At 69.3% G+C, this 18364-nt stretch carries 16 protein-coding genes; 9 read left to right on the forward strand and 7 right to left on the reverse strand.

Going from position 1 to position 18364, the window contains the following annotated elements; genetic code table 11:
• Positions 1-86: 86 nt before the first annotated feature.
• Positions 87-1322 (reverse strand): DUF1343 domain-containing protein, encoded by a 1236-nt coding sequence (locus AB0I04_RS23590; RefSeq protein ID WP_360888039.1) that lies wholly within the window; start codon positions 1320-1322, stop codon positions 87-89.
• A gap of 97 nt (positions 1323-1419) precedes the next feature.
• Here AB0I04_RS23590 and nagZ point away from each other — a divergent pair, with 97 nt between their 5' ends.
• The 8 genes from nagZ to AB0I04_RS23630 are packed head-to-tail and all read left to right on the forward strand — an operon-like array spanning position 1420 to position 10109.
• Positions 1420-2871 carry a beta-N-acetylhexosaminidase gene (gene nagZ / locus AB0I04_RS23595; protein ID WP_360888041.1) on the forward strand — a complete coding sequence of 484 codons (1452 nt, stop codon included), beginning with the start codon at positions 1420-1422 and terminating at the stop codon, positions 2869-2871.
• Positions 2872-2878: 7 nt separating this feature from the next.
• Positions 2879-3835: a GNAT family N-acetyltransferase gene (locus AB0I04_RS23600; RefSeq protein ID WP_360888043.1), complete on the forward strand. Its 957-nt coding sequence runs from the start codon at positions 2879-2881 to the stop codon at positions 3833-3835.
• Positions 3832-4533, forward strand: a complete 702-nt coding sequence (locus tag AB0I04_RS23605; protein ID WP_360888046.1) for a PIG-L family deacetylase — start codon at positions 3832-3834, stop codon at positions 4531-4533. The genes AB0I04_RS23600 and AB0I04_RS23605 overlap by 4 nt, the downstream gene beginning before the upstream one ends.
• Before the next feature lie 7 nt (positions 4534-4540).
• Positions 4541-6184 (forward strand): ABC transporter substrate-binding protein, encoded by a 1644-nt coding sequence (locus AB0I04_RS23610; RefSeq protein ID WP_360888049.1) that lies wholly within the window; start codon positions 4541-4543, stop codon positions 6182-6184.
• The gene (locus AB0I04_RS23615; protein ID WP_360888052.1) at positions 6181-7158 is read left to right on the forward strand and encodes an ABC transporter permease; all 978 of its coding nucleotides are present in this window, start codon (positions 6181-6183) and stop codon (positions 7156-7158) included. Before AB0I04_RS23610 ends, AB0I04_RS23615 begins: the two co-directional genes overlap by 4 nt.
• A complete protein-coding gene (locus tag AB0I04_RS23620) occupies positions 7155-8039 on the forward strand; it encodes an ABC transporter permease (protein WP_360888055.1) in 885 nt (294 codons plus the stop codon). Before AB0I04_RS23615 ends, AB0I04_RS23620 begins: the two co-directional genes overlap by 4 nt.
• Positions 8036-9067 carry an ABC transporter ATP-binding protein gene (locus AB0I04_RS23625; RefSeq protein ID WP_360888058.1) on the forward strand — a complete coding sequence of 344 codons (1032 nt, stop codon included), beginning with the start codon at positions 8036-8038 and terminating at the stop codon, positions 9065-9067. The genes AB0I04_RS23620 and AB0I04_RS23625 overlap by 4 nt, the downstream gene beginning before the upstream one ends.
• Positions 9068-9098: 31 nt before the next feature.
• Positions 9099-10109: an ABC transporter ATP-binding protein gene (locus AB0I04_RS23630; RefSeq protein ID WP_360888061.1), complete on the forward strand. Its 1011-nt coding sequence runs from the start codon at positions 9099-9101 to the stop codon at positions 10107-10109.
• Between the two features lie 50 nt (positions 10110-10159).
• On the opposite strand, the gene AB0I04_RS23635 is transcribed toward AB0I04_RS23630, so the two are convergent.
• From AB0I04_RS23635 to AB0I04_RS23645, 3 genes are read right to left on the reverse strand one after another with little or no spacing between them, the layout of a single operon-like run.
• On the reverse strand, positions 10160-11185 hold the full coding sequence (locus AB0I04_RS23635) for an oligopeptide/dipeptide ABC transporter ATP-binding protein (RefSeq protein ID WP_360888063.1): 1026 nt from the start codon (positions 11183-11185) through the stop codon (positions 10160-10162).
• A complete protein-coding gene (locus AB0I04_RS23640; protein ID WP_360888066.1) occupies positions 11182-12216 on the reverse strand; it encodes an ABC transporter ATP-binding protein in 1035 nt (344 codons plus the stop codon). The genes AB0I04_RS23635 and AB0I04_RS23640 overlap by 4 nt, the downstream gene beginning before the upstream one ends.
• 6 nt (positions 12217-12222) lie before the next feature.
• Positions 12223-13497 carry a threonine synthase gene (locus AB0I04_RS23645; RefSeq protein ID WP_360888069.1) on the reverse strand — a complete coding sequence of 425 codons (1275 nt, stop codon included), beginning with the start codon at positions 13495-13497 and terminating at the stop codon, positions 12223-12225.
• Positions 13498-13589: 92 nt separating this feature from the next.
• Here AB0I04_RS23645 and AB0I04_RS23650 point away from each other — a divergent pair, with 92 nt between their 5' ends.
• A complete protein-coding gene (locus AB0I04_RS23650; protein WP_360888072.1) occupies positions 13590-14780 on the forward strand; it encodes a transposase in 1191 nt (396 codons plus the stop codon).
• A gap of 44 nt (positions 14781-14824) precedes the next feature.
• Here AB0I04_RS23650 and AB0I04_RS23655 read toward each other — a convergent pair whose 3' ends face one another.
• From AB0I04_RS23655 to AB0I04_RS23665, 3 genes are read right to left on the reverse strand one after another with little or no spacing between them, the layout of a single operon-like run.
• The gene (locus AB0I04_RS23655) at positions 14825-15721 is read right to left on the reverse strand and encodes an ABC transporter permease (protein ID WP_360888074.1); all 897 of its coding nucleotides are present in this window, start codon (positions 15719-15721) and stop codon (positions 14825-14827) included.
• Positions 15721-16704, reverse strand: coding sequence for an ABC transporter permease (locus tag AB0I04_RS23660; RefSeq protein ID WP_360888076.1), 984 nt, complete (start codon positions 16702-16704; stop codon positions 15721-15723). Before AB0I04_RS23660 ends, AB0I04_RS23655 begins: the two co-directional genes overlap by 1 nt.
• On the reverse strand, positions 16701-18254 hold the full coding sequence (locus AB0I04_RS23665) for an ABC transporter substrate-binding protein (protein ID WP_360888079.1): 1554 nt from the start codon (positions 18252-18254) through the stop codon (positions 16701-16703). The genes AB0I04_RS23660 and AB0I04_RS23665 overlap by 4 nt, the downstream gene beginning before the upstream one ends.
• Positions 18255-18364: the final 110 nt, after the last annotated feature.

Consider the following 18364-nt stretch of genomic DNA (forward strand, 5'->3'; position numbering starts at 1 on the left):
GGGGTTCCCGGCGACGCTGGTCAGCGCGGTGCGGATCGCCGGTGGCCGGGAACGGACACGGGCCGGTTCCGGCCATCACCATCGGCCTACCGGCCCGACCCGTACAGGAGAAAACGCTCGCGGAGGGCTCGGAACGCGTTCAAGGGGCCCTCCCATGACGCGGTGATGTCGGCAGCATCACCGCACGCGTCGATCGATTCGCGCAGCGCCGCCGAACCGGCCAGTTTGTCGCAGAACGGTGTCCGCCATGCGAAGTCGTCCGGCCAGCAGCAGCGGAGGGTGGCGAGGATCGCGACGGCGGTGTGGACGGGGTCGAATCGCCGGGGATCGGTGACGTGCAGGTGGAGGCCGTGCACCGGTGTCCCGGCGTGCTTGGAGAACGCTGGAACGAAGCTGGTCTGCCGCACCGCCGCCCCCGGCAGTTCCAGCGCCGCGATCGAGCGGGCGAGGCGCGCGTCCAGCCAGGGCGCGCCGAGCACCTCGAAGGGCGTCGTCGTTCCCCTGCCCTCGGACAGGTTGGTGCCCTCGATCAGACCGGTACCGGGGTAGCACGCGGCGGTGAGGGCGGTGGGGATGTTCGGTGACGGAGGAACCCACACGAGCCCGGTGTCGCCGAACCGCATCTCCCGTCGCCACCCGCGCATCGGTACGACATCGACCCGCACGCCCCCGATCAGATCGGCGAAGAGGCGGGCCAGTTCGCCGATGGTCATGCCGTGCCGCAGCGGGACGGGCGCGCGTCCGACGAACGAAGCGAATTCCGCGGCGAGCATCGGCCCGGCCACGATGTCGCCGCCCACGGGGTTGGGCCGATCGAGGACGAGGACCGGCACTCCGGCCAGGCCCGCCGCCACGAGCATGTCGTACATGCTCCACACATAGGTGTAGAACCGGGCACCGACATCCTGCAGGTCGACGAGCAGCAGTTCCACGCCGGCCGCACGCACACGGTCGGCGATTTCCGCCGGATCTCGCCGATAGGTGTCGACGACCGGAACCCCGGTGTTCGCGTCGATCGTCGAGGATTCGGACTCGGCGGCCTGCGCGGTGCTGCGGAACCCGTGCTCGGGTCCGAAGACCGACACGACCTTGAAGCCCGCCGCCAGCAGTGCGTCGAGGTCGTGACGCAGGTCGGGTGTGACCGACGCCGCCGACGCCAGCAGCCCGATCGCGGTGCCTTTGACCTGCGAGGAGACCTCGCCGTCAAGCAGTTGCTCGATCCCCGGCGAAACGCGCATTTCCTCTCCCGGGACATCACGGGTCAGTGCTTCCGGCACTGCCCGACACGGCCGCTTCAGCGATAAACCCGCCTTTTCGGACACACAATGCGAGCGATCCGATCTCTAGTGCGATCGCTTTCTTGATCGTAAGCTATCAACGCTACGGCTTGGCCGATCGAAGGAAATTTACCGAGGAGCCATGACGGACCTTGACCGCTGCCTGCTCGTACGCATGCGAGGGCATGCCATCACCGACGAACTCGCCGCATGGTCGCGTGACGGCCTTGGCGGGGTCATCCTCTACCGCGACAACATCCGGGACCAGGAGCAGCTCCGAACTCTGATCGCCGATCTGCGGGCGGCCTCGCCGGACGTCCTGGTGGCGGTCGACGACGAGGGCGGCGACATCACCAGGCTCGAGGCCGCGACCGGATCGTCCTATCCCGGTCACCGGGCCCTCGGAGAGATCGGCGACCCGGCGCTGACCTGGGACGTGGCCGCGGCGATCGGCGGCGAACTGGCCGCGCTCGGCGTGAATCTGGACCTGGCGCCCGTCGCCGACGTCAACACCAATCCGATGAATCCGATCATCGGTGTCCGGTCCTTCGGCGCGGACCCCGGCGTCGTTGCGGCGCATTCGGCCGCGTTCGTCGGCGGTCTCCAGTCGCGCGGTGTCGCGGCGTGCGCCAAGCACTTTCCCGGGCACGGCGACACCGATCGAGACTCCCACCTCACCCTGCCGACCGTCTCGCGTGACGAGGCCGACCTGCGCCGGATCGATCTCCCGCCGTTCGCGGCCGCCATCCAGGCGGGGGTGCGTTCGGTCATGAGCGCCCATGTCCTCGTCCCAGCCCTCGACACCGAACCCGCCACCGTGAGCGAACGCATCCTGACCGGACTGCTTCGCGCGGAGATGGGTTTCGAGGGCGTCGTGATCACTGACGCGCTGAACATGAACGCCATCCAGGACACGATGGGGATCGAGGCCGGGGCCGTACGCGCCATGAGCGCCGGCGCCGACCTGCTGTGCCTCGACACCGACTGGGAGACACAGCAGGCCGTACGGCACGCGCTGGCCCGCGAGGCACGATCCAGGCCGGCCTTCAGGGCCCGGCTCACGCAGGCCGCGGAGCGCGTGAGCGCCCTGGCCGAGTGGGCGGACCCGGAGACGGAGGCCGAGGCCGACCCGGCGCTGGGTCTCCGAGCGGCGCGGCGCGCGCTGCTGGTGTCCATCGGTGACGGGGCCCCGCTGCCGCTCGCCGGCCCGCCCTACGTCGTGCAACTCCGGGTCACCCCCGACCGCGCGGGCATCGGCGGCCGCGCGGCCAGTCTGCTCGCGACACTCCTGGAGCTCGACCCGCGGGTCGACGGGGTGACACTGACCGCCGAGCCCGACCCCGAGGCCGTACTTCCCGCCGCGGCCGGAAGGCCGCTCGTCGTCGCCGTGCGTGACGCGCACCGCCATGAATGGCAGCGCCGGACGATCGAGGGGCTGTGCGCGCGGCGGCCGGACGCCGTCGTCGTTTCGACCGGTCTTCCCTCCGACCGGGACCTGGCACCCGGACGGTTCCTCTGCACGTACGGCGGAGGCCGGGCGCAGGTACGGGCGGCGGCGGAAGCGCTGCTGGGTGCTCCGGAAGACGGAAGGTGAGGCGCCGATGACCGAGACCACCATCCGAGGGTTCGTCCCTCACGACGCACGGGACCTGGTCAACGCCTGGAACCGCTGCCTTCCACACGACCCGATCACGGCCGGCTGGTTCCGCGACAGCGTCCTCCTCGATCCGAACTTCGACCCTGAGGGCCTGCGCGTCGCTGTCGCCGACGGCCGGGTCGCCGGATGCGCCTACGCGGTGAGGCGGCTCACGCCGCTCGCGGGCACCGATCTCGAACCGGAGACCGGCTGGATCCCGTTCTTCTTCGTCGATCCCCGGCATCGGCGGCGGGGCGTCGGGCGGCGGCTGCTCGACGAGGCGCTGGGCTTCCTGCGCGCCGCCGGCCGCACCCGCGTCGACTTCGCCTCCTACACGCCGAACTACTTCCTGCCCGGCGCCGACGCCGAGGCGTACCCGGCCGGGTACGCGACGCTGCGGGCACTGGGCTTCGCCGACCTCTACTCACCGGTGGCCATGGACCGCGGCCTCGTCGGCTATGTCACCCCGGACGACGTCCGTGCTCTCCAGGCCACGCGTACGGCCGAAGGGTACGAGTTCCGCCCGCCGGACGACGGCGAGCTGCCCGAGCTCATCCGTTTCGCCGGTGAGGTGTTCAACCCGGACTGGGGAGAGGCCGTACGGAACGCCGTTCTGGGCGGCATCCCACGCGACCGGATCCTGCTCGCCCGCACCGCCGGCCGGCCGGCCGGGTTCGCGATGTACGGCGCATACCGCGGCATCCCAGAACGGTTCGGCCCGTTCGGCGTCGACCCGGCCGAGCGCGGCACCGGGCTCGGCAAGATCCTGCTGCACGCGGTGATGACCCGGATGCGTGCCGAAGGGCTGCACTCCTCCTGGTTCCTGTGGACCGGTGAGGCGAGCCCGGCCGGTCACCTCTACGCCAAGGCGGGCTACACGATCACGCGGAGGTTCCACGTCATGAGGTGTCGGCTGGGATGACCCATCTCCTCGCCATCGGCGCCCACGCCGGAGACATGGATCTGACCACGGGCGGCGTGCTCGTCCAGCACATCCAGGCCGGCCACCAGGCGACACTTCTCCACCTGACCCTCGGAGAGCGCGGTCACCCGACGGTGCCGCCCGGCGAGTACGCCCGGCAGAAACGAGAGGAGGCCGAGCTCTTCGCGGAGCGGATCGGTGCCGGGGTCCGTGTCCTCGACTACGAGGACGGGCTGCTCCCCGAGGACGAGGACGTGAAGCTGCGGGTCGCCGACCTGATCCGCGAACTGCGACCGGACGTGCTCCTGACGCACTGGAGCGCGAGCATCCACAAGGATCACGCTCACACCCACCGGATCGTCGAGGACGCACGGTTCTACGCCGGGCTGCGCACCCTCACCCGGGAGCGGCCCGCGCACTGGGCGTCCGAGCTGTACTACGCCGACAACTGGGAAGACGCGGAGGGTTACCGGCCTGACGTCTTCATGGGCCTGACCGACGAAGCCCACGAGGCATGGTCCCAGGCGATGAGCGTCTACGCGTTCGCCCGAGGTGAGACGTACGGGTTCCCGTACGTCGACTACTACCGCGCGCTCGCGGTCGTCCGAGGGGCGCCCGCCGGCTTCCGTCACGCGCAGGCGTTCGCGACACCGAAGGGGGCTCTCGATCGTCGTGCACGCTTCTTCGGAAAGGAATGACCCCGCTGTGAAACGCCGCACGTCCGTCGCCGCCCTACTCGCCGTCGCGCTGTCCGTCTCCGCCTGCTCGGGTGGATCGGGCGACAGTGCCGGCGCGACTCCACCCCTCGTCGTCCACGCGATCGACCAGGGTTCGTGGCAGGCCAACTTCAACCCGTTCGCGCTGGAGAACGTCAACGTCGGGACCATCGGCCTGATCTACGAGCCGCTCGAGTTCTTCAACCGGCTGAGGGCCGACGACGTCACCCCGTGGCTGGCTCTCAAGCACCAGTGGTCCGATGGCGGCAAGACCCTGACCTTCACTCTCCGGCAGGGCGTGAAGTTCTCCGACGGGCAGCCGCTCACGCCCGACGATGTGGCCTTCACCTTCGACACGCTCAGGAAACACCCCGAGCTGAACAAGGGCGCCATCGACCTGACCGGCAGCAAGGTGACCGGCCCCGACACGGTCCAGTTGAGCTTCGGCACGCCGTCGTACGCCAAGATCTGGAACATCGCCGGCAGCGTCGGCATCGTCCCCAAGCGCCGGTTCGAGAACCAGAACCCGACGACCTTCACCAATCCCAAGCCGGTGGGTACCGGGCCGTACGTCCTGAAGTCCTTCTCCTCCCAGGTGTACGAGCTGGCGAAGAACCCCGCGTACTGGCAGCCCGGCAAGCCCGTGGTGCCGGCCGTACGGTTCCCGGCCAACACCGCGAACTCCGTGCAGACCGGATTGCAACAGGGGACCATCGACTGGGCGGGCGCGTTCGTGCCCGACATCCAGAAGATCTACGTGCAAGGCGACCCGGCGCACAACAAGTACTACTTCCCGCCCGGCGGGCTCATCTCGCTGTACCTCAACCTGACCAATCCGGCGTTCGCCAAGCCGGAGGTGCGGCAGGCGCTCAGCCTGGCCGTCGACCGCGACAACCTCGTCAAGGTGGCCGAGCACGGCTACACGCGCGTGGCCCACCCGACCGGCGTGCCGATGCCGGGCGGCGACGCCTATCTGCCGCCTGAGTACAAGGACGCGAAGTTCTCCGTCGACACCGCGAAGGCCGCCCAGCTGCTCCAGCAGGCCGGCTTCAAGAAGTCCGGCGACACCATGGTCGACGACAAGGGCGACAAGCTGTCCTTCACCCTGCTCGTCCCCTCGCCCTTCACCGACTTCGTCAACGCCGCGCAGCTCATCCGCGCCGACCTCGCCAAGATCGGCGTCAAGGTCGAGGCCCGGGGCGTGTCCGTCCAGGAGTGGATCTCCAGCGTGGGCAAGGGCATGTACGACATGACGATCCGGGGCGGCGAGTCCGGCCCGACCCCGTACACCCTCATGCGTCTCACCTTGCAGAGCCAGGTCACCAAACCGGTCGGCCAGATGGCCGCGGGCAACTACGAGCGCTGGAAGGACGCCGCGACCGACAGGCTGCTCGCCGAGTACGCCGCCACCGACGACAAGACCGCGCAGCAGAAGGCGATCCAGGGACTCGGCCGGATCATGATGGAGAAGCAGCCGTTCCTGCCGCTCTTCTACAGCGCCGCCTGGGCGCAGTACCGCACGAACAAGTACGTCGGCTGGCCGACCGAACAGGACCCGTACGCGGTGCCGGCGCCGTACCAGCAACCCGACCTCGGAGTGGTCCTGCTCCACCTGCGTCCGGCGAAGGGATGAGGTATCTCCTCCGGCGGTTCGGCTTCTACCTGCTCACGGCCTGGGCCGCCGTCACCCTGAACTTCCTCATCCCCCGGATGATGCCGGGCGACCCCGTGTCGCTGCTCGCCGACCGCATGAAGGGGAATGTGGACCCGGCGGCGCTCGCCGCGATGAAACGGGCGTTCGGGTTCAGCGACGCCGGGCTCGGGCGGCAGTACCTCGACTACCTGGGAAACCTGCTCCACGGTGAGCTGGGACGGTCGATCACGTTCTTCCCGGAGAAGGTCTCCACCGTCATCGGCAGCGGCCTGCCCTGGACGATCGGACTGGTCGGGATCGCCACATTGCTCAGCTACGCGGTGGGCACGCTGATCGGCGTGCTCGCCGCGTGGCGGCGCGGGTCCTGGCTCGACGGCCTCCTTCCGGTGACGACGTCCCTGCACGCGGTGCCGTACTTCTGGGCGGCACTGGCCCTGCTGTTCGTCTTCGGGGTGACGCTGCGCTGGTTCCCGGTGAGCGGCGCGTACGCGCTGTCACTCCAGCCCGAATGGAGCGGCCCGTTCGTGTCGACCGTGATCTATCACGCCACGCTGCCCGCCATCACGATCGTCGTGGCGTCGGTCGCCGACCGGATCCTCGGGATGCGGAACGTGATGGTGACCACGCTCGGCGAGGACTACGTCGTCATGGCGGAGGCGAAGGGGCTCACCAGCCGGCGGGTGATGTGGGCGTACGCGGCCCGCAACGCGATCCTGCCGAACATCACGAGCTTCGCCCTCTCACTCGGCTTCGTGGTCGGCGGGTCGGTGCTCACCGAGATCGTCTTCTCCTATCCGGGGATCGGCTCGACCCTGCTCAAGGCGGTGGAGAACGAGGACTTCCCGCTGATGCAGGGCATCTTCCTGGTCATCTCCCTGGCCGTGCTGGCCGCGAACTTCCTGGCCGACCTGGCTTACGTCCTCCTCGACCCGCGCACCCGGCAGGAGGCATGATGCGCTCACCGAAGATCGTCTTCGGGCTGGGGATCCTGGCCTTCTTCGTCATCCTCGCCCTGGCCGGGCCGCCGCTGATCGGCGGTGACCCGACCGCGACCAGCGGCGACACACTCCAGGGGCCGTCGGCCCAGCATTGGCTCGGAACCACCCAGACCGGGCAGGACGTCCTCACCCAGCTGGTTTTCGGTGCGCGCGTCTCCCTCACGGTCGGCGGCCTGTCGGCCGTCATCGCCACCGTGCTGTCGATCGTCGTCGGCCTGGTCGGCGGCTACTTCGGTGGCGTGGTCGATGAGGTGCTGTCGGTGCTGACCAACATCTTCCTCGTCCTGCCGGCCCTGCCGCTGGTGATCGTGCTGGCCGGGTACCTGCCGAAGCGCGGTGTCGCGTCGGTCGCGGTCGTCATCGCGCTGACGGGCTGGGCGTGGGGAGCCCGGATCCTGCGCGCCCAGACGCTCTCTCTCCGCCGCCGCGACTTCGTCGAGGCGGCACGGGCCGCGGGGGAGCGGCCGTTGCGGATCATCTTCTGCGAGATCCTCCCGGTCGAACTCCCCGTGATCGCGACCAGCTTCCTCGCGACCGTGGTCGCCGCCATCCTCACCGAGACGGGCCTGTCGTTCCTCGGCCTGGCCGACCTGTCCAGCGTGAGCTGGGGCAGCATGCTCTACTACGCCCAGAACGGCCAGGCGCTCCTGCTGGGCGCGTGGTGGTGGTTCATCCCGCCCGGCCTGTGCATCGCCCTCATCGGCACCGGCCTCGGGCTGCTCAACTTCGGGATCGACGAGATCGCCAATCCGCGGCTGCGCTCCGCGAGACTGCCGCGCCGCACGCGCCGCGGCCGCGCCGCCGTGCTCGAGACGGCAGGGGAGGCGCACCCGTGAACGTCCTGGAGGTACGTGGCCTGAGCGTGGAGTACGCGGCCCCGGGAGGTGCCGTGCACGCCGTCAGCGATGTCTCGCTCGACCTGCGGCGGGGCGAGATTCTGGGGATCGCCGGCGAGAGCGGGAGCGGAAAGTCGACGCTCGCGCACGCGATGAGCCGGCTGCTGCGGCCTCCTGCCCATGTCACCGCCGGTGCGGTCCGCTACCGCCCGCCGGGCGACGGCGAGCCGGTGGACGTGCTGACGCTCGACCGGGCGGCGTTGCGCCGGTTCCGCTGGAAAGAGCTGGCCATCGTCTTCCAGAGCGCCATGAACTCCCTCAACCCGGTCAGTACCATCGGCGCGCAGATCGACGACGTGCTTCGCACTCACCGTACGGACATGAGCAAGGCCGACCGCCGGGAACGCGTGGTGGAGTTGCTGGGGCGCGTGGGGATCGGCGCCGAACGCCGGCGAAGCTATCCGCACGAACTCTCCGGTGGGATGCGCCAGCGCGCGGTGATCGCCATCGCGCTCGCCCTGAATCCTGAGATCATCGTGATGGACGAGCCGACGACCGCCCTCGACGTCGTGGTCCAGCGCGACATCCTGCACCAGATCAAGGAACTGAAGGACGAGTACGGCTTCGCGGTCGTCTTCATCACCCACGATCTGTCGCTGCTGCTGGAGATCGCCGATCACATCGCGATCATGTACGCCGGCCGGATCGTCGAGACGGCGCCGGCCCGGGCCATGCACGAGGCGCCGCGTCATCCGTACACCCTCGGCCTGATGCGCTCGTTCCCCAAGCTGCACGGTCCGCGGGAGGAACTGCTCGGTATCCCCGGCACACCGCCGGACCTGCGTTCCCTGCCGCCCGGCTGTGCCTTCCAACCGCGCTGCCGGTACGCCGTCGACGCGTGCCGGTCGCACCGGCCCGACCTGCTGACCGCCGACGACGGCGTTCAGGTGGCCTGCGCGCTCTACGACGCGAGCGTGTACGCGGGCGACCTGCCCGCGGAGCTGTCCCCACGGGAGGAGACGCGTTGACGGCCGATACCCATGTGGAGGAGGTGACCTGGTGACCGGAGAGGTCGTGCTCGAAGGCCGTGAGCTGATGAAGCACTTCACGGCGGCCCGGTCCGGGCGTCGAGGCGTGCTGGGCCGGCATCCGCCGGTCCGCGCGGTGGAGGACGTGTCGCTGGCATTGCGCGCCCGGGCCGTGACGGCGCTCGTCGGCGAGAGCGGGAGCGGCAAGAGCACGGTGGCCCGGCTGCTCGCCCAGGTGTACGCGCCGACCTCCGGCGAGGTCGTGCTGCGCGGCAGCCCGGTGCGGGCATCCGGCGGTTCCCGGTCCCGCGAGTTCCGTCGAGACGTTCAGCTCGTCTTCCAGGACCCGTTCGCGTCGCTGAACCCGTTCCACCGGGTCCGGTACCACCTCGCCCGGCCGCTGCGGATCCACGGGCACGCGCGATCATCCGCCGAGGCCGCCGAGCAGGCGGAGGCGCTGCTCGAAAGAGTCAGTCTCACCCCGGTCGGCCAGTTCATGGACAAGCTCCCGCACGAGCTCTCCGGCGGCCAGCGGCAGCGGGTCGCGATCGCGCGCGCCCTGGCCGCACGCCCCACCGTGTTGATCGCCGACGAACCGGTCTCGATGCTCGATGTGTCGATTCGCCTGGGCGTGCTTCGGCTGCTGGAGCAACTGGTCCGCGCGGATGACCTCGCCTTGCTCTACATCACCCACGACATCGCCACGGCGCGATACTTCGCGGACGAGATCATGGTCATGTACGCCGGGCGGATCGTCGAGCGGGGCCCCAGCGAGGAAGTGACCCAGGCACCCGCCCATCCCTACACACGACTGCTCGTGGACTCGTCACCCGACCCCGGCCGCCCGAGCACCGAGGATCCTCGGCCTAGGGGCCACGGGGAACCACCGAATCCGATCGCCCCGCCGGACGGCTGCCGTTTCCATCCCCGGTGCCCGCTCGCCCTGCCGATCTGCGCGGAGCGGGTACCGCACCGCACCGACCTCGGAGACGAGCGCTGGGTGCACTGCTGGAACCACGACGCGGAGGCGGCCACGCAGTGACCTCGCGGATCATCCGCGTTTCAGCGGGAGGGCATCGCCGCTTTCCCCCTTCAGCGGGTCTCGGTCAGCAGTTCCGCCGTCTCGCGGACAGGGAAGAGACAGGCGACCGCGTGCCGAGGCACGTCCTTTTCCTCGAGCGGCGGCCGGGTCTCGGCACAGTCGCTCCGAGCGGCCGGACAGCGGGTGCGGAACACACAGCCGGAGGGAGGTGAGGCCGGCGATGGCGGTTCACCTCGCAGGACGACGCGGCGGCGCGCCCGCTCGGCCTTCGGGTCGGCGATCGGCGCGGCCGACAGGAGGGAGTGGGAGTAAGGATGCCGCGGATTCGTGAACAGTTCCTCGGTGTCGGCGAGTTCGACGATGCGGCCGAGGTTCATGACCGCCACCCGATCGGCGATCTGGCGCATCATCGACAGGTCGTGTGAGACGTACAGGTAGGCAAGACCGCGTTCGCGCTGCAGTTTCTTGAGCAGCTTGGTGATCTGCGCCTGGATGGAGACGTCCAGAGCGCTGGTCGGCTCGTCGCAGATGACGAGTTTGGGCTCCAGCGCCAGCGCGCGGGCGATGCCGATGCGCTGCCGCTGCCCGCCGGAGAACTCATGCGGGTAACGGTCCTGCGTGGAGGCGTCGAGCCCCACGGCGTCCAGCAGTTCGGCCACTCTTTCGCGGGCGGCGGCCCGGCCGCGCCTGCCCCGCGGCACCTTACGGTGGGTGATCAGCGGCTCCGCGATGATCTGCCAGATCCGCATCCGCGGGTTCAGGCTGGCGTACGGATCCTGCAGGACGACCTGGAGGTCCTGTCGTACGGAGAGCATGGCGCGTTCGGGCAGCGTCAGCAGGTCGCGGCCGTCGAACCAGACCTCTCCGGCGGTGGCGTCGACGAGCCGCAGGATCACGCGGGCGAGGGTGGTCTTGCCGCAGCCGGACTCACCGACCAGTCCGAGCGTCTCTCCGGGATGGACGTCCAGGGACACGTCGTCGACGGCGACGACGGGCGCGCCATGACCCATCCCGCGGCTGGGGAACTCCTTGCGGACGCCGCGCAGGGACAGCAGCGGCTCGGGCGTGGCGTTCATCGGTTCTCCTTCGCGGATCGAGTGGCCACGCCGCCCGGCCCGCCCGGTTCCCCGGTCATGCGGCCGCCTTCCGGGAGAATGCAGGCGGCGGCGTGACCGGGGGCCTTCTCTTCCAGCGACGGCGTCTGCCGCGTGCACTGCGGCACGGCGAACGCGCAGCGCGGGTGGAACGCGCACCCGGAGGGCGGATCGAGCAGGTTGGGCGGTGTGCCGGGGACCGGATCGAGGTCCGCGCCGCCGGGTACGTCCGGACGGGGCATGGAGGCGAGCAGGGCACGGGTGTACGGCATCCGTGACCGCTCGAACAGGTCATCGACGCCGGCCGACTCGACGGGCCGTCCGGCGTACATGACCAGGACCTGGTCGGCGGCCTGCGCCACGACGCCGAGGTCGTGTGTGATCAAGAGGATCGCCATCCCGAACCGGTCTTGGAGATCCGCCATCAGCTCCATGATCTGCGCCTGTACGGTGACGTCCAGGGCGGTCGTGGGTTCGTCGGCGATGAGAAGCCGCGGCCTGCAGGCGAGCGCCATGGCGATCATCGCACGCTGGCGCATGCCTCCGGAGAACTGATGAGGGTACTGACCCGCCCGATCCTCCGGGTTGGGGATTCCGACCTCGCGCAGCGCGGTGACCGCTCGTCCGCGCGCCTCGCCGCGCGACAGCGATTGGTGCCGGCGCAGCGACTCGGCGATCTGCGCGCCGATGGTCTTGACCGGGTTGAGGCTGGTCATCGGATCCTGGAAGATCATCGCGATCTCGTTGCCGCGGACCCGGCGCATTTCGCGTTCGGGCAGCTTCAGCAGATTGCGTCCGCCTGCGATGATCTCACCGCCGGTGTACACGCATGGTGGGGTCGGGTGCAGCCGCAGGACGGAGAGCGCGGTGGCCGTCTTGCCGCTCCCGGACTCGCCGACGATGGCGAGGGTCCGGCCCTCGTCCACCGACAACGACACGCCGTTGACGGCGCGGACCGTTCCGGTGTCCAGCCGAAACTCCGCGTGCAGGTCGTTGATCTCGAGTACGGGCACGGCTACTCACGCTCCCGGTCCAAGAGGCGGCGGGCTGTCCATGCGGTCGCCGAACCACTTCAGCAGTTCCTCCGGGTCGGCTCGGACGTCGCCCGCGGGCGGGGGCGCCGCGCGTACGAGAATGTCGGGCTGCTTTTGCCCGGACCCGGTGATGACCGCGACGACCGTGTCGTTCTCGGACACCCAGCCCTGGGACCGGGCCCGTAGCAGCGCGGCGACCGAGGCCGCCGCGGACGGCTCGGCCGTCACGCCCTCGGCGCCGAGGAGCCGCATGGCCTCGAACAGGTCACTGTCGTCGACCGCGACCGCACGGCCGCCCGACGCGTAGATCGCGGAGAGCACGCGGGTTCCCCCCTGGATGGGGGCATCGCCGGCGATGCTCTGTGCCACGGTACGGGTGGCGTCACCGTGCGGTGCGGCGGTGGGAAGCCCTTCGTTGAAGGCTCGCACGATGGGCGCCGAGGCGCTCGGCTGCACGCCGATCATGCGGGGCAGCCGGTCGATGACCCCCATCTGCCGCAGCTCCCGAAAGCCCTTCCAGGCCCCCCAAAGGCCACCGCCCGTGCCGACGGGGTGCACCATGACGTCGGGGGCCTTCCAACCGAGCGCCTCGCAGATCTCATACGCATAGGTCTTCATCCCCTCATGCCGGATCGGGTTGATGAAGTTGACGAACGAGTACAAACCGGCCCTGGTCAGCGCGCTGACACTCGCGAAGATCTCCAGGCTGGAGCGGTACTGCAGCCGCAGCACCCGCGCACCGTACAGGCCGATCGCGGCGACCTTCGACTCATGGGCGGAGTCCTCCACCAGCACGGTGGCGTCGATGCCGGCCCGTGCCGCGTACGTCGCGAACGAAGCACCGGCGTTGCCCGAGCTGTAGGTGAACGCCTGCTTCACCCCCAACGCGCGGGCATAGCCGACCGCGATCGCGAAGCCCCGGTCCTTGAAGCTGCCGGTCGGCATCAGCGTGTCGTTCTTGATCATCAGGTTGGGGATGTTCAGCGTCTCGCCGAGACGGCGGGTGGTGAGCAGCGGCGTGTCGCCCTCGCCCAGGTAGAGCGGCTCGGTCCCCTCGGGGACCGGGAGCAGATCGGCCCAGCGCCACACGCCGATCTCTCGGTGCCTCGCCGCGCGGGCAAGGATGTCGCGTGCCGGCACGCGGGTCAGGTCGTACTCCATCTCGAGCAGCCCGCCGCACGCTTCGCACAGCAGGGCCGGGACGTCCGCCGGAGTGCGCGCGTGGCAGTCGTCGCAGACGTAATGGGAGGCCAGGTTCATCTGCTTCGCGGCGTGGAGACCCCGGCCGTCAGGCCGGGGAGAAAACGCCGTTCCCTCCTTAGATTGTCGGTGGTGGTGGCTAGCGTTTGGGCATGCGATTCCGGATTGCGCCCACGCCTGCTCAAGAGCTGGTGCTGCTGGAGCACTGTTCGCATGCCCGATTTGTGTGGAATCTTGCGGTTGAGCAGCATCGACATTGGCGGCCGGGCCGGAAGAGCGCGCCGGGCTATGGCGAGCAGTCCCGTCAGCTGACTGAAGCCCGGAAGGAGTTCGCGTGGCTGGCGGCGGGTTCGCAGACGGTGCAGCAGCAGGCGTTGCGTGATTTCGCCCAGGCCATGGCGGGGTTTTTCGCCGGGACGCACCGGCGGCCGACGTGGCGCAAAGCCGGTGTTCATGAGGGTTTTCGGATCGTCGGGCAGCGCGGTCGGCACTGGGACGTGCGGCGTCTGTCCCGTAAGTGGGGTGAGGTGTGGGTCCCGAAGGTCGGCTGGGTCCGGTTCCGCTGGTCCCGCCAGATCCCGGAGGAGGCCAAGTCTTTCCGGGTGAGGCGAGATCGGGCGGGCCGCTGGCATGTGTGCTTCGCGGTGATCCCGCCACCCGTCGACGGGCCCGGTACCGGACAGGTCGTTGGGGTGGATCGTGGTGTGGCGGTCTCGGCCGCGCTGTCCACCGGTGAAAAGCTGTCCGTGCCCGGCCTGCGTGAGACCGAGGCCCAGCGCCTGGTGCGGCTGCAGCGCAGTCTGGCGCGTGCGAAGCGGGGGTCGAAGCGGCGCGCGCGAGTCAAGGCCGCGATCGCGCGGATCAAGGCGCGGCAGGTCGACCGGCGCAAGGACTGGGTGGAAAAGACCTCCACCCGCCTGGCCGCCGGGTACGACGTCATTCGCGTGGAGGATTTGAAGATTCGCAACATGGTGCGGTCCGCGCGTGGCACCCTCACCGCGCCAGGCAGGAACGTGCGGGCCAAGGCCGGGCTCAACCGTTCCATTCATACGGCCGGCTGGGGCCGGCTGGTGACCCGGTTGGAGGACAAGGCGCCGGGCCGGGTGGAGAAGATCGACCCCGCGTACACCTCCCAGGTTTGTCATGCCTGTGGGCACTGCGCAGCGGAAAATCGCGAGAGCCAAGCGGTCTTTCATTGTCGCGCCTGCGGGCATACCGATCACGCGGATGTGAACGCGGCCAAGAACATCGCGGCAGGACGTGCCGTGACAGCGCGGGGAGCCCTCCAGCCGTTGGGCGGGGCTGTGAACCGCGAACCTCAACCTGTTCTCACCTCCGGGTAGGGACCGGGTTGGAATCCCCCCGCCTGTGCAGGCGGGGGAGGACGTCAATTCTTGTACGCCTTCGGGTCGGCGACGTCGCGGAGCATGTCGCCGGTTACGTTGATCGCCAATGTCGTGAGCATGATCGCAACGCCGCTGAACACCGCAATCCACCAGGCGCTGCGCAGATAGAGCTGGCCGTCGGCGAGCATGCCTCCCCAGGTCGGTATGGACGGTGGTACACCGAGGCCCAGATAGCTGAGCGACGCCTCGGCGACGATCATCGCCGCCACCTGGAGGGTGCCGATGGTCATCAGCGGTGCGGTGAGGTTCGGCAACAGGTGACGGACCATGATCTGCCAGTCGCTGTCGCCGATCGCGCGCGCCGCCACGACGAATTCCCGTGAGCGCAGCGACAGGACCTCCGCGCGTACGACGCGGGCGTATGACACCCAGCCGGTCAGGCCGAGCACGGTGATCAGGATCCAGACGCCGGGCTGGACCACGGCGATGATCGCGAGGGCGAGCAGGATCGTGGGAAAGGCGAGCTGGATGTCGGCCAGGCGCATGAACACCTGCTCGCGCCAGCCGCGGTAGTAGCCGCTGAGCACACCGACCGCCGTCCCGACGACACCGGACAACAGCGTCGCCGCGACGCCGACCAGCAGCGAGATCCGCGCGCCGTAGATGATCCGGCTCAGCACGTCGCGGCCGAGCTTGTCGGTGCCGAGCAGGTATCCGGACTGATGCCCGGCCGACCAGAACGGCGGGCGCAGTTTGAGCTCCAGGTGCTGGGCGTTCGGGTCGTGGGGTGCGATCAGCGGCGCGAAGACGCCGACCACCACGACCAGTGCCAGAACACCGAGCGCGACCTTGGCGGCGTGGTTGCGGCGCAGCGCCCGCCGTACACCGGACAGCATCGAGGTCGACGCGGGCCGGGCCTTGGCGGTGGCGTCCTCCATCAGCTCAGCCTCACTCGAGGGTCCAGAACGGCATACGAGAGGTCGACGACGAGGTTCACCACGACGAACACCGATGCCAGGAAGAGCACGCTCGCCTGCATCAGCGGGTAGTCGCGGTAGGTTATGGCCTCGATCGTGAGCCGCCCGACGCCGGGCCAGGAGAACACCTGCTCGGTGAGGATCGCGCCGCCGAGCAGGCTTCCGATCTCCAGGCCCACCACCGTGATCACCGGCAGGGAGGCGTTCCGCAGGCCGTGCGACATCACGACCTGCAGGCCGGACAGTCCCTTGGCCCGTGCCGTACGGATGTAGTCCTCGCCCAGCACGTCGACCAGCGACGACCTCAGCAGTCGCGCGATCATCGCCATCGAGTACAGCCCGAGCGTGACCGCGGGCAGTACGAGATGGGACAGGTCGCCCATGCCAGAGGCCGGCAGTACCTGCAGGTTCACGGAGAAGACCAGGATGAGCAGGATCCCGAACCAGAACGCCGGCGTCGACTGGCCCACCAGGACGACCGCCATCACGGAGGTGTCGGTGGCCGTCCCGCGCCGCAGCGCGGAGACGATTCCCGCCGGGATCGCCCCCACCAGCGCGACGACGAGGGCACCGCCCGCCAACTGGGCCGTGGCGGGCAGTCGCTCGGCGATCACGTCGAACGCCGGGCGATGGAAGAACAACGACTGCCCGAGGTCGAGGTGGAGCAGGCCGGTCATATAGGAGACGTACTGGCCCGCCAGCGGCCGGTTCAGCCCGAGTGCGGTTCGCAGCGCGCGTTCCTGAGCGGCCGTGGCGTCGGGTGGAAGCATCTGCCGTACGGGGTCACCGGCGAGCCTGACCAGGAAGAACGACACCGTCGCGACGCAGAACAGCACCAGGACCGCATGGCCGATCCGACGGCCGACGAACGACCACAGAGCGCGGTCGCCGATCGACACGCGCGGCAGGCGCCGCATCGGGCGTGCCGTCAGGTCGGCGCTCATACGAGCTTGGCGCCTGCCAGCGCCAGAGTCCCGACGGAGTTCGTCTTCCACTGCACCCGATCGTTGATCGCGTACAGATTGCTGATCTGGTACAGGTACAGGAACGGCGCCTCGTCGATCATCAGCTGTTGGAGCTTGGTGAACGCCTCCTTGCGTTTGGCCTGGTCGATGGAGTTCTCCTCGGTGTCGATGAGCGTGTCCGCCGCGGCGTTGTTCCAGCGGCTCTGGCGGCGGTCGTGCCGGATGAAGGACTGCAGGTTGCTCTCGGCGTCCAGGGTCCAGCCGGTGTTGCCGGCGAAGTACATCGGGCCGAGGGCCTGCTTGTTGGAGGACAGCAGTCGCTGCTTGAACGTCGCGGCGTCCATGAGCGACACGTCCGCCTTGACGCCGACCTTCTGCAGCTGGCCGGAGATGGCCTGCACCATGTCCTTGTCGGCCGAGGAGGCCGTCAGCTTGACGGTGAAGCCGGAGGGGTAGCCGGCCTGGGCGAGCAGATTCTTGGCCTTGGCCAGGTCGTAGGCGAAGGGCTGCGTCGAGGGATCGAAGCCGAATGACTGGTGCGGAATGAGCGTCGACTCCTGCTGCGCGGCCCCGTTGAGCACCGACTTGATCAAGGTCGGCACGTCCAGCGCGTGGTTCAGCGCCTGCCGCACCTCCTTCTTGGCCAGCGGCCCGCCACTCAGCGTGTCGAGGGAGACGAAGAACGTGCGGATGCCCGGCGCGGTGACGACCTTCATGTCGGGCGTGCCGTTCAGCTGCTGCGCCGCGTCGGGCGTCAGGCCGGAGACGATGTCGAGCTCGCCGGACTGGAGCGCGGCCAGGGACGCGGCCGGGTCGGGCATCACCTTGATGGTCAGCTTGTCGAAGGCCGGCCTGCCGCCCCAGTACTTCGGGTTGGCGGTCAGCACGATCTGGCCGTCGCGCTGCCAGGACTGGAAGACGAACGGGCCGGTGCCCACCGGCTTGGCGGCGAACGCGGCGTCGCCCTGGCCCTTGATGTAGCCCGGCGGCACGATGACGCCGCCGAACAGCGACATCTTCGCGGGCAGGATCGGGTCCGGCCGGCTGGTCAGCACCTCCACCGTGTGGGCGTCGACGACGTTGACCTTGGTGACGAGACGCAGCTCGACGATGGGCGACTTGGTGGCCGGGTCGATGAGGCGCTCGATGCTGTACTTCACGGCGTTCGCGTCGCACGGCTCACCGTTGTGGAAGGTCACACCGTTGCGCAGGTGGAAGCGCCAGGTCGTGGGTGACACCGTTTCCCAGCGCTCGGCGAGGCCGCCGACGAGCCTGTCGTCGACATCGTGCACGGTCAGCGTGTCGAAGATGTTGATGAGGACGTTCATCGAGGGCAGGTCGCCCTGCTTTTGCGGATCCAGCGTCGTCGCGTCGACGGCCTGGGCGACCCGCAGCTCCTTACCGGCCTTGGCGGCGGGGTTGGACCCGGCCTTGCACGCGGAGAGCAGGCCTGGCATCGACAGTCCGGCGACGGTGAGGCCGCCGAACCTGAGCAGGTCCCGGCGGCCCATCATGGTGCGCTCGGTCACGTGAGGGTTCCCTCCTCCCGCCCCGCGGCCCGCGCCCTGGGTGACAACGAGGAAAGGGCGAGGACGGGGCGTCGCGCTCATCTGCGTTTCGTATTGTGGAACGGCATCTC

Source organism: Actinoallomurus sp. NPDC050550, from assembly GCF_040655075.1.
Taxonomy (GTDB): domain Bacteria; phylum Actinomycetota; class Actinomycetes; order Streptosporangiales; family Streptosporangiaceae; genus Actinoallomurus.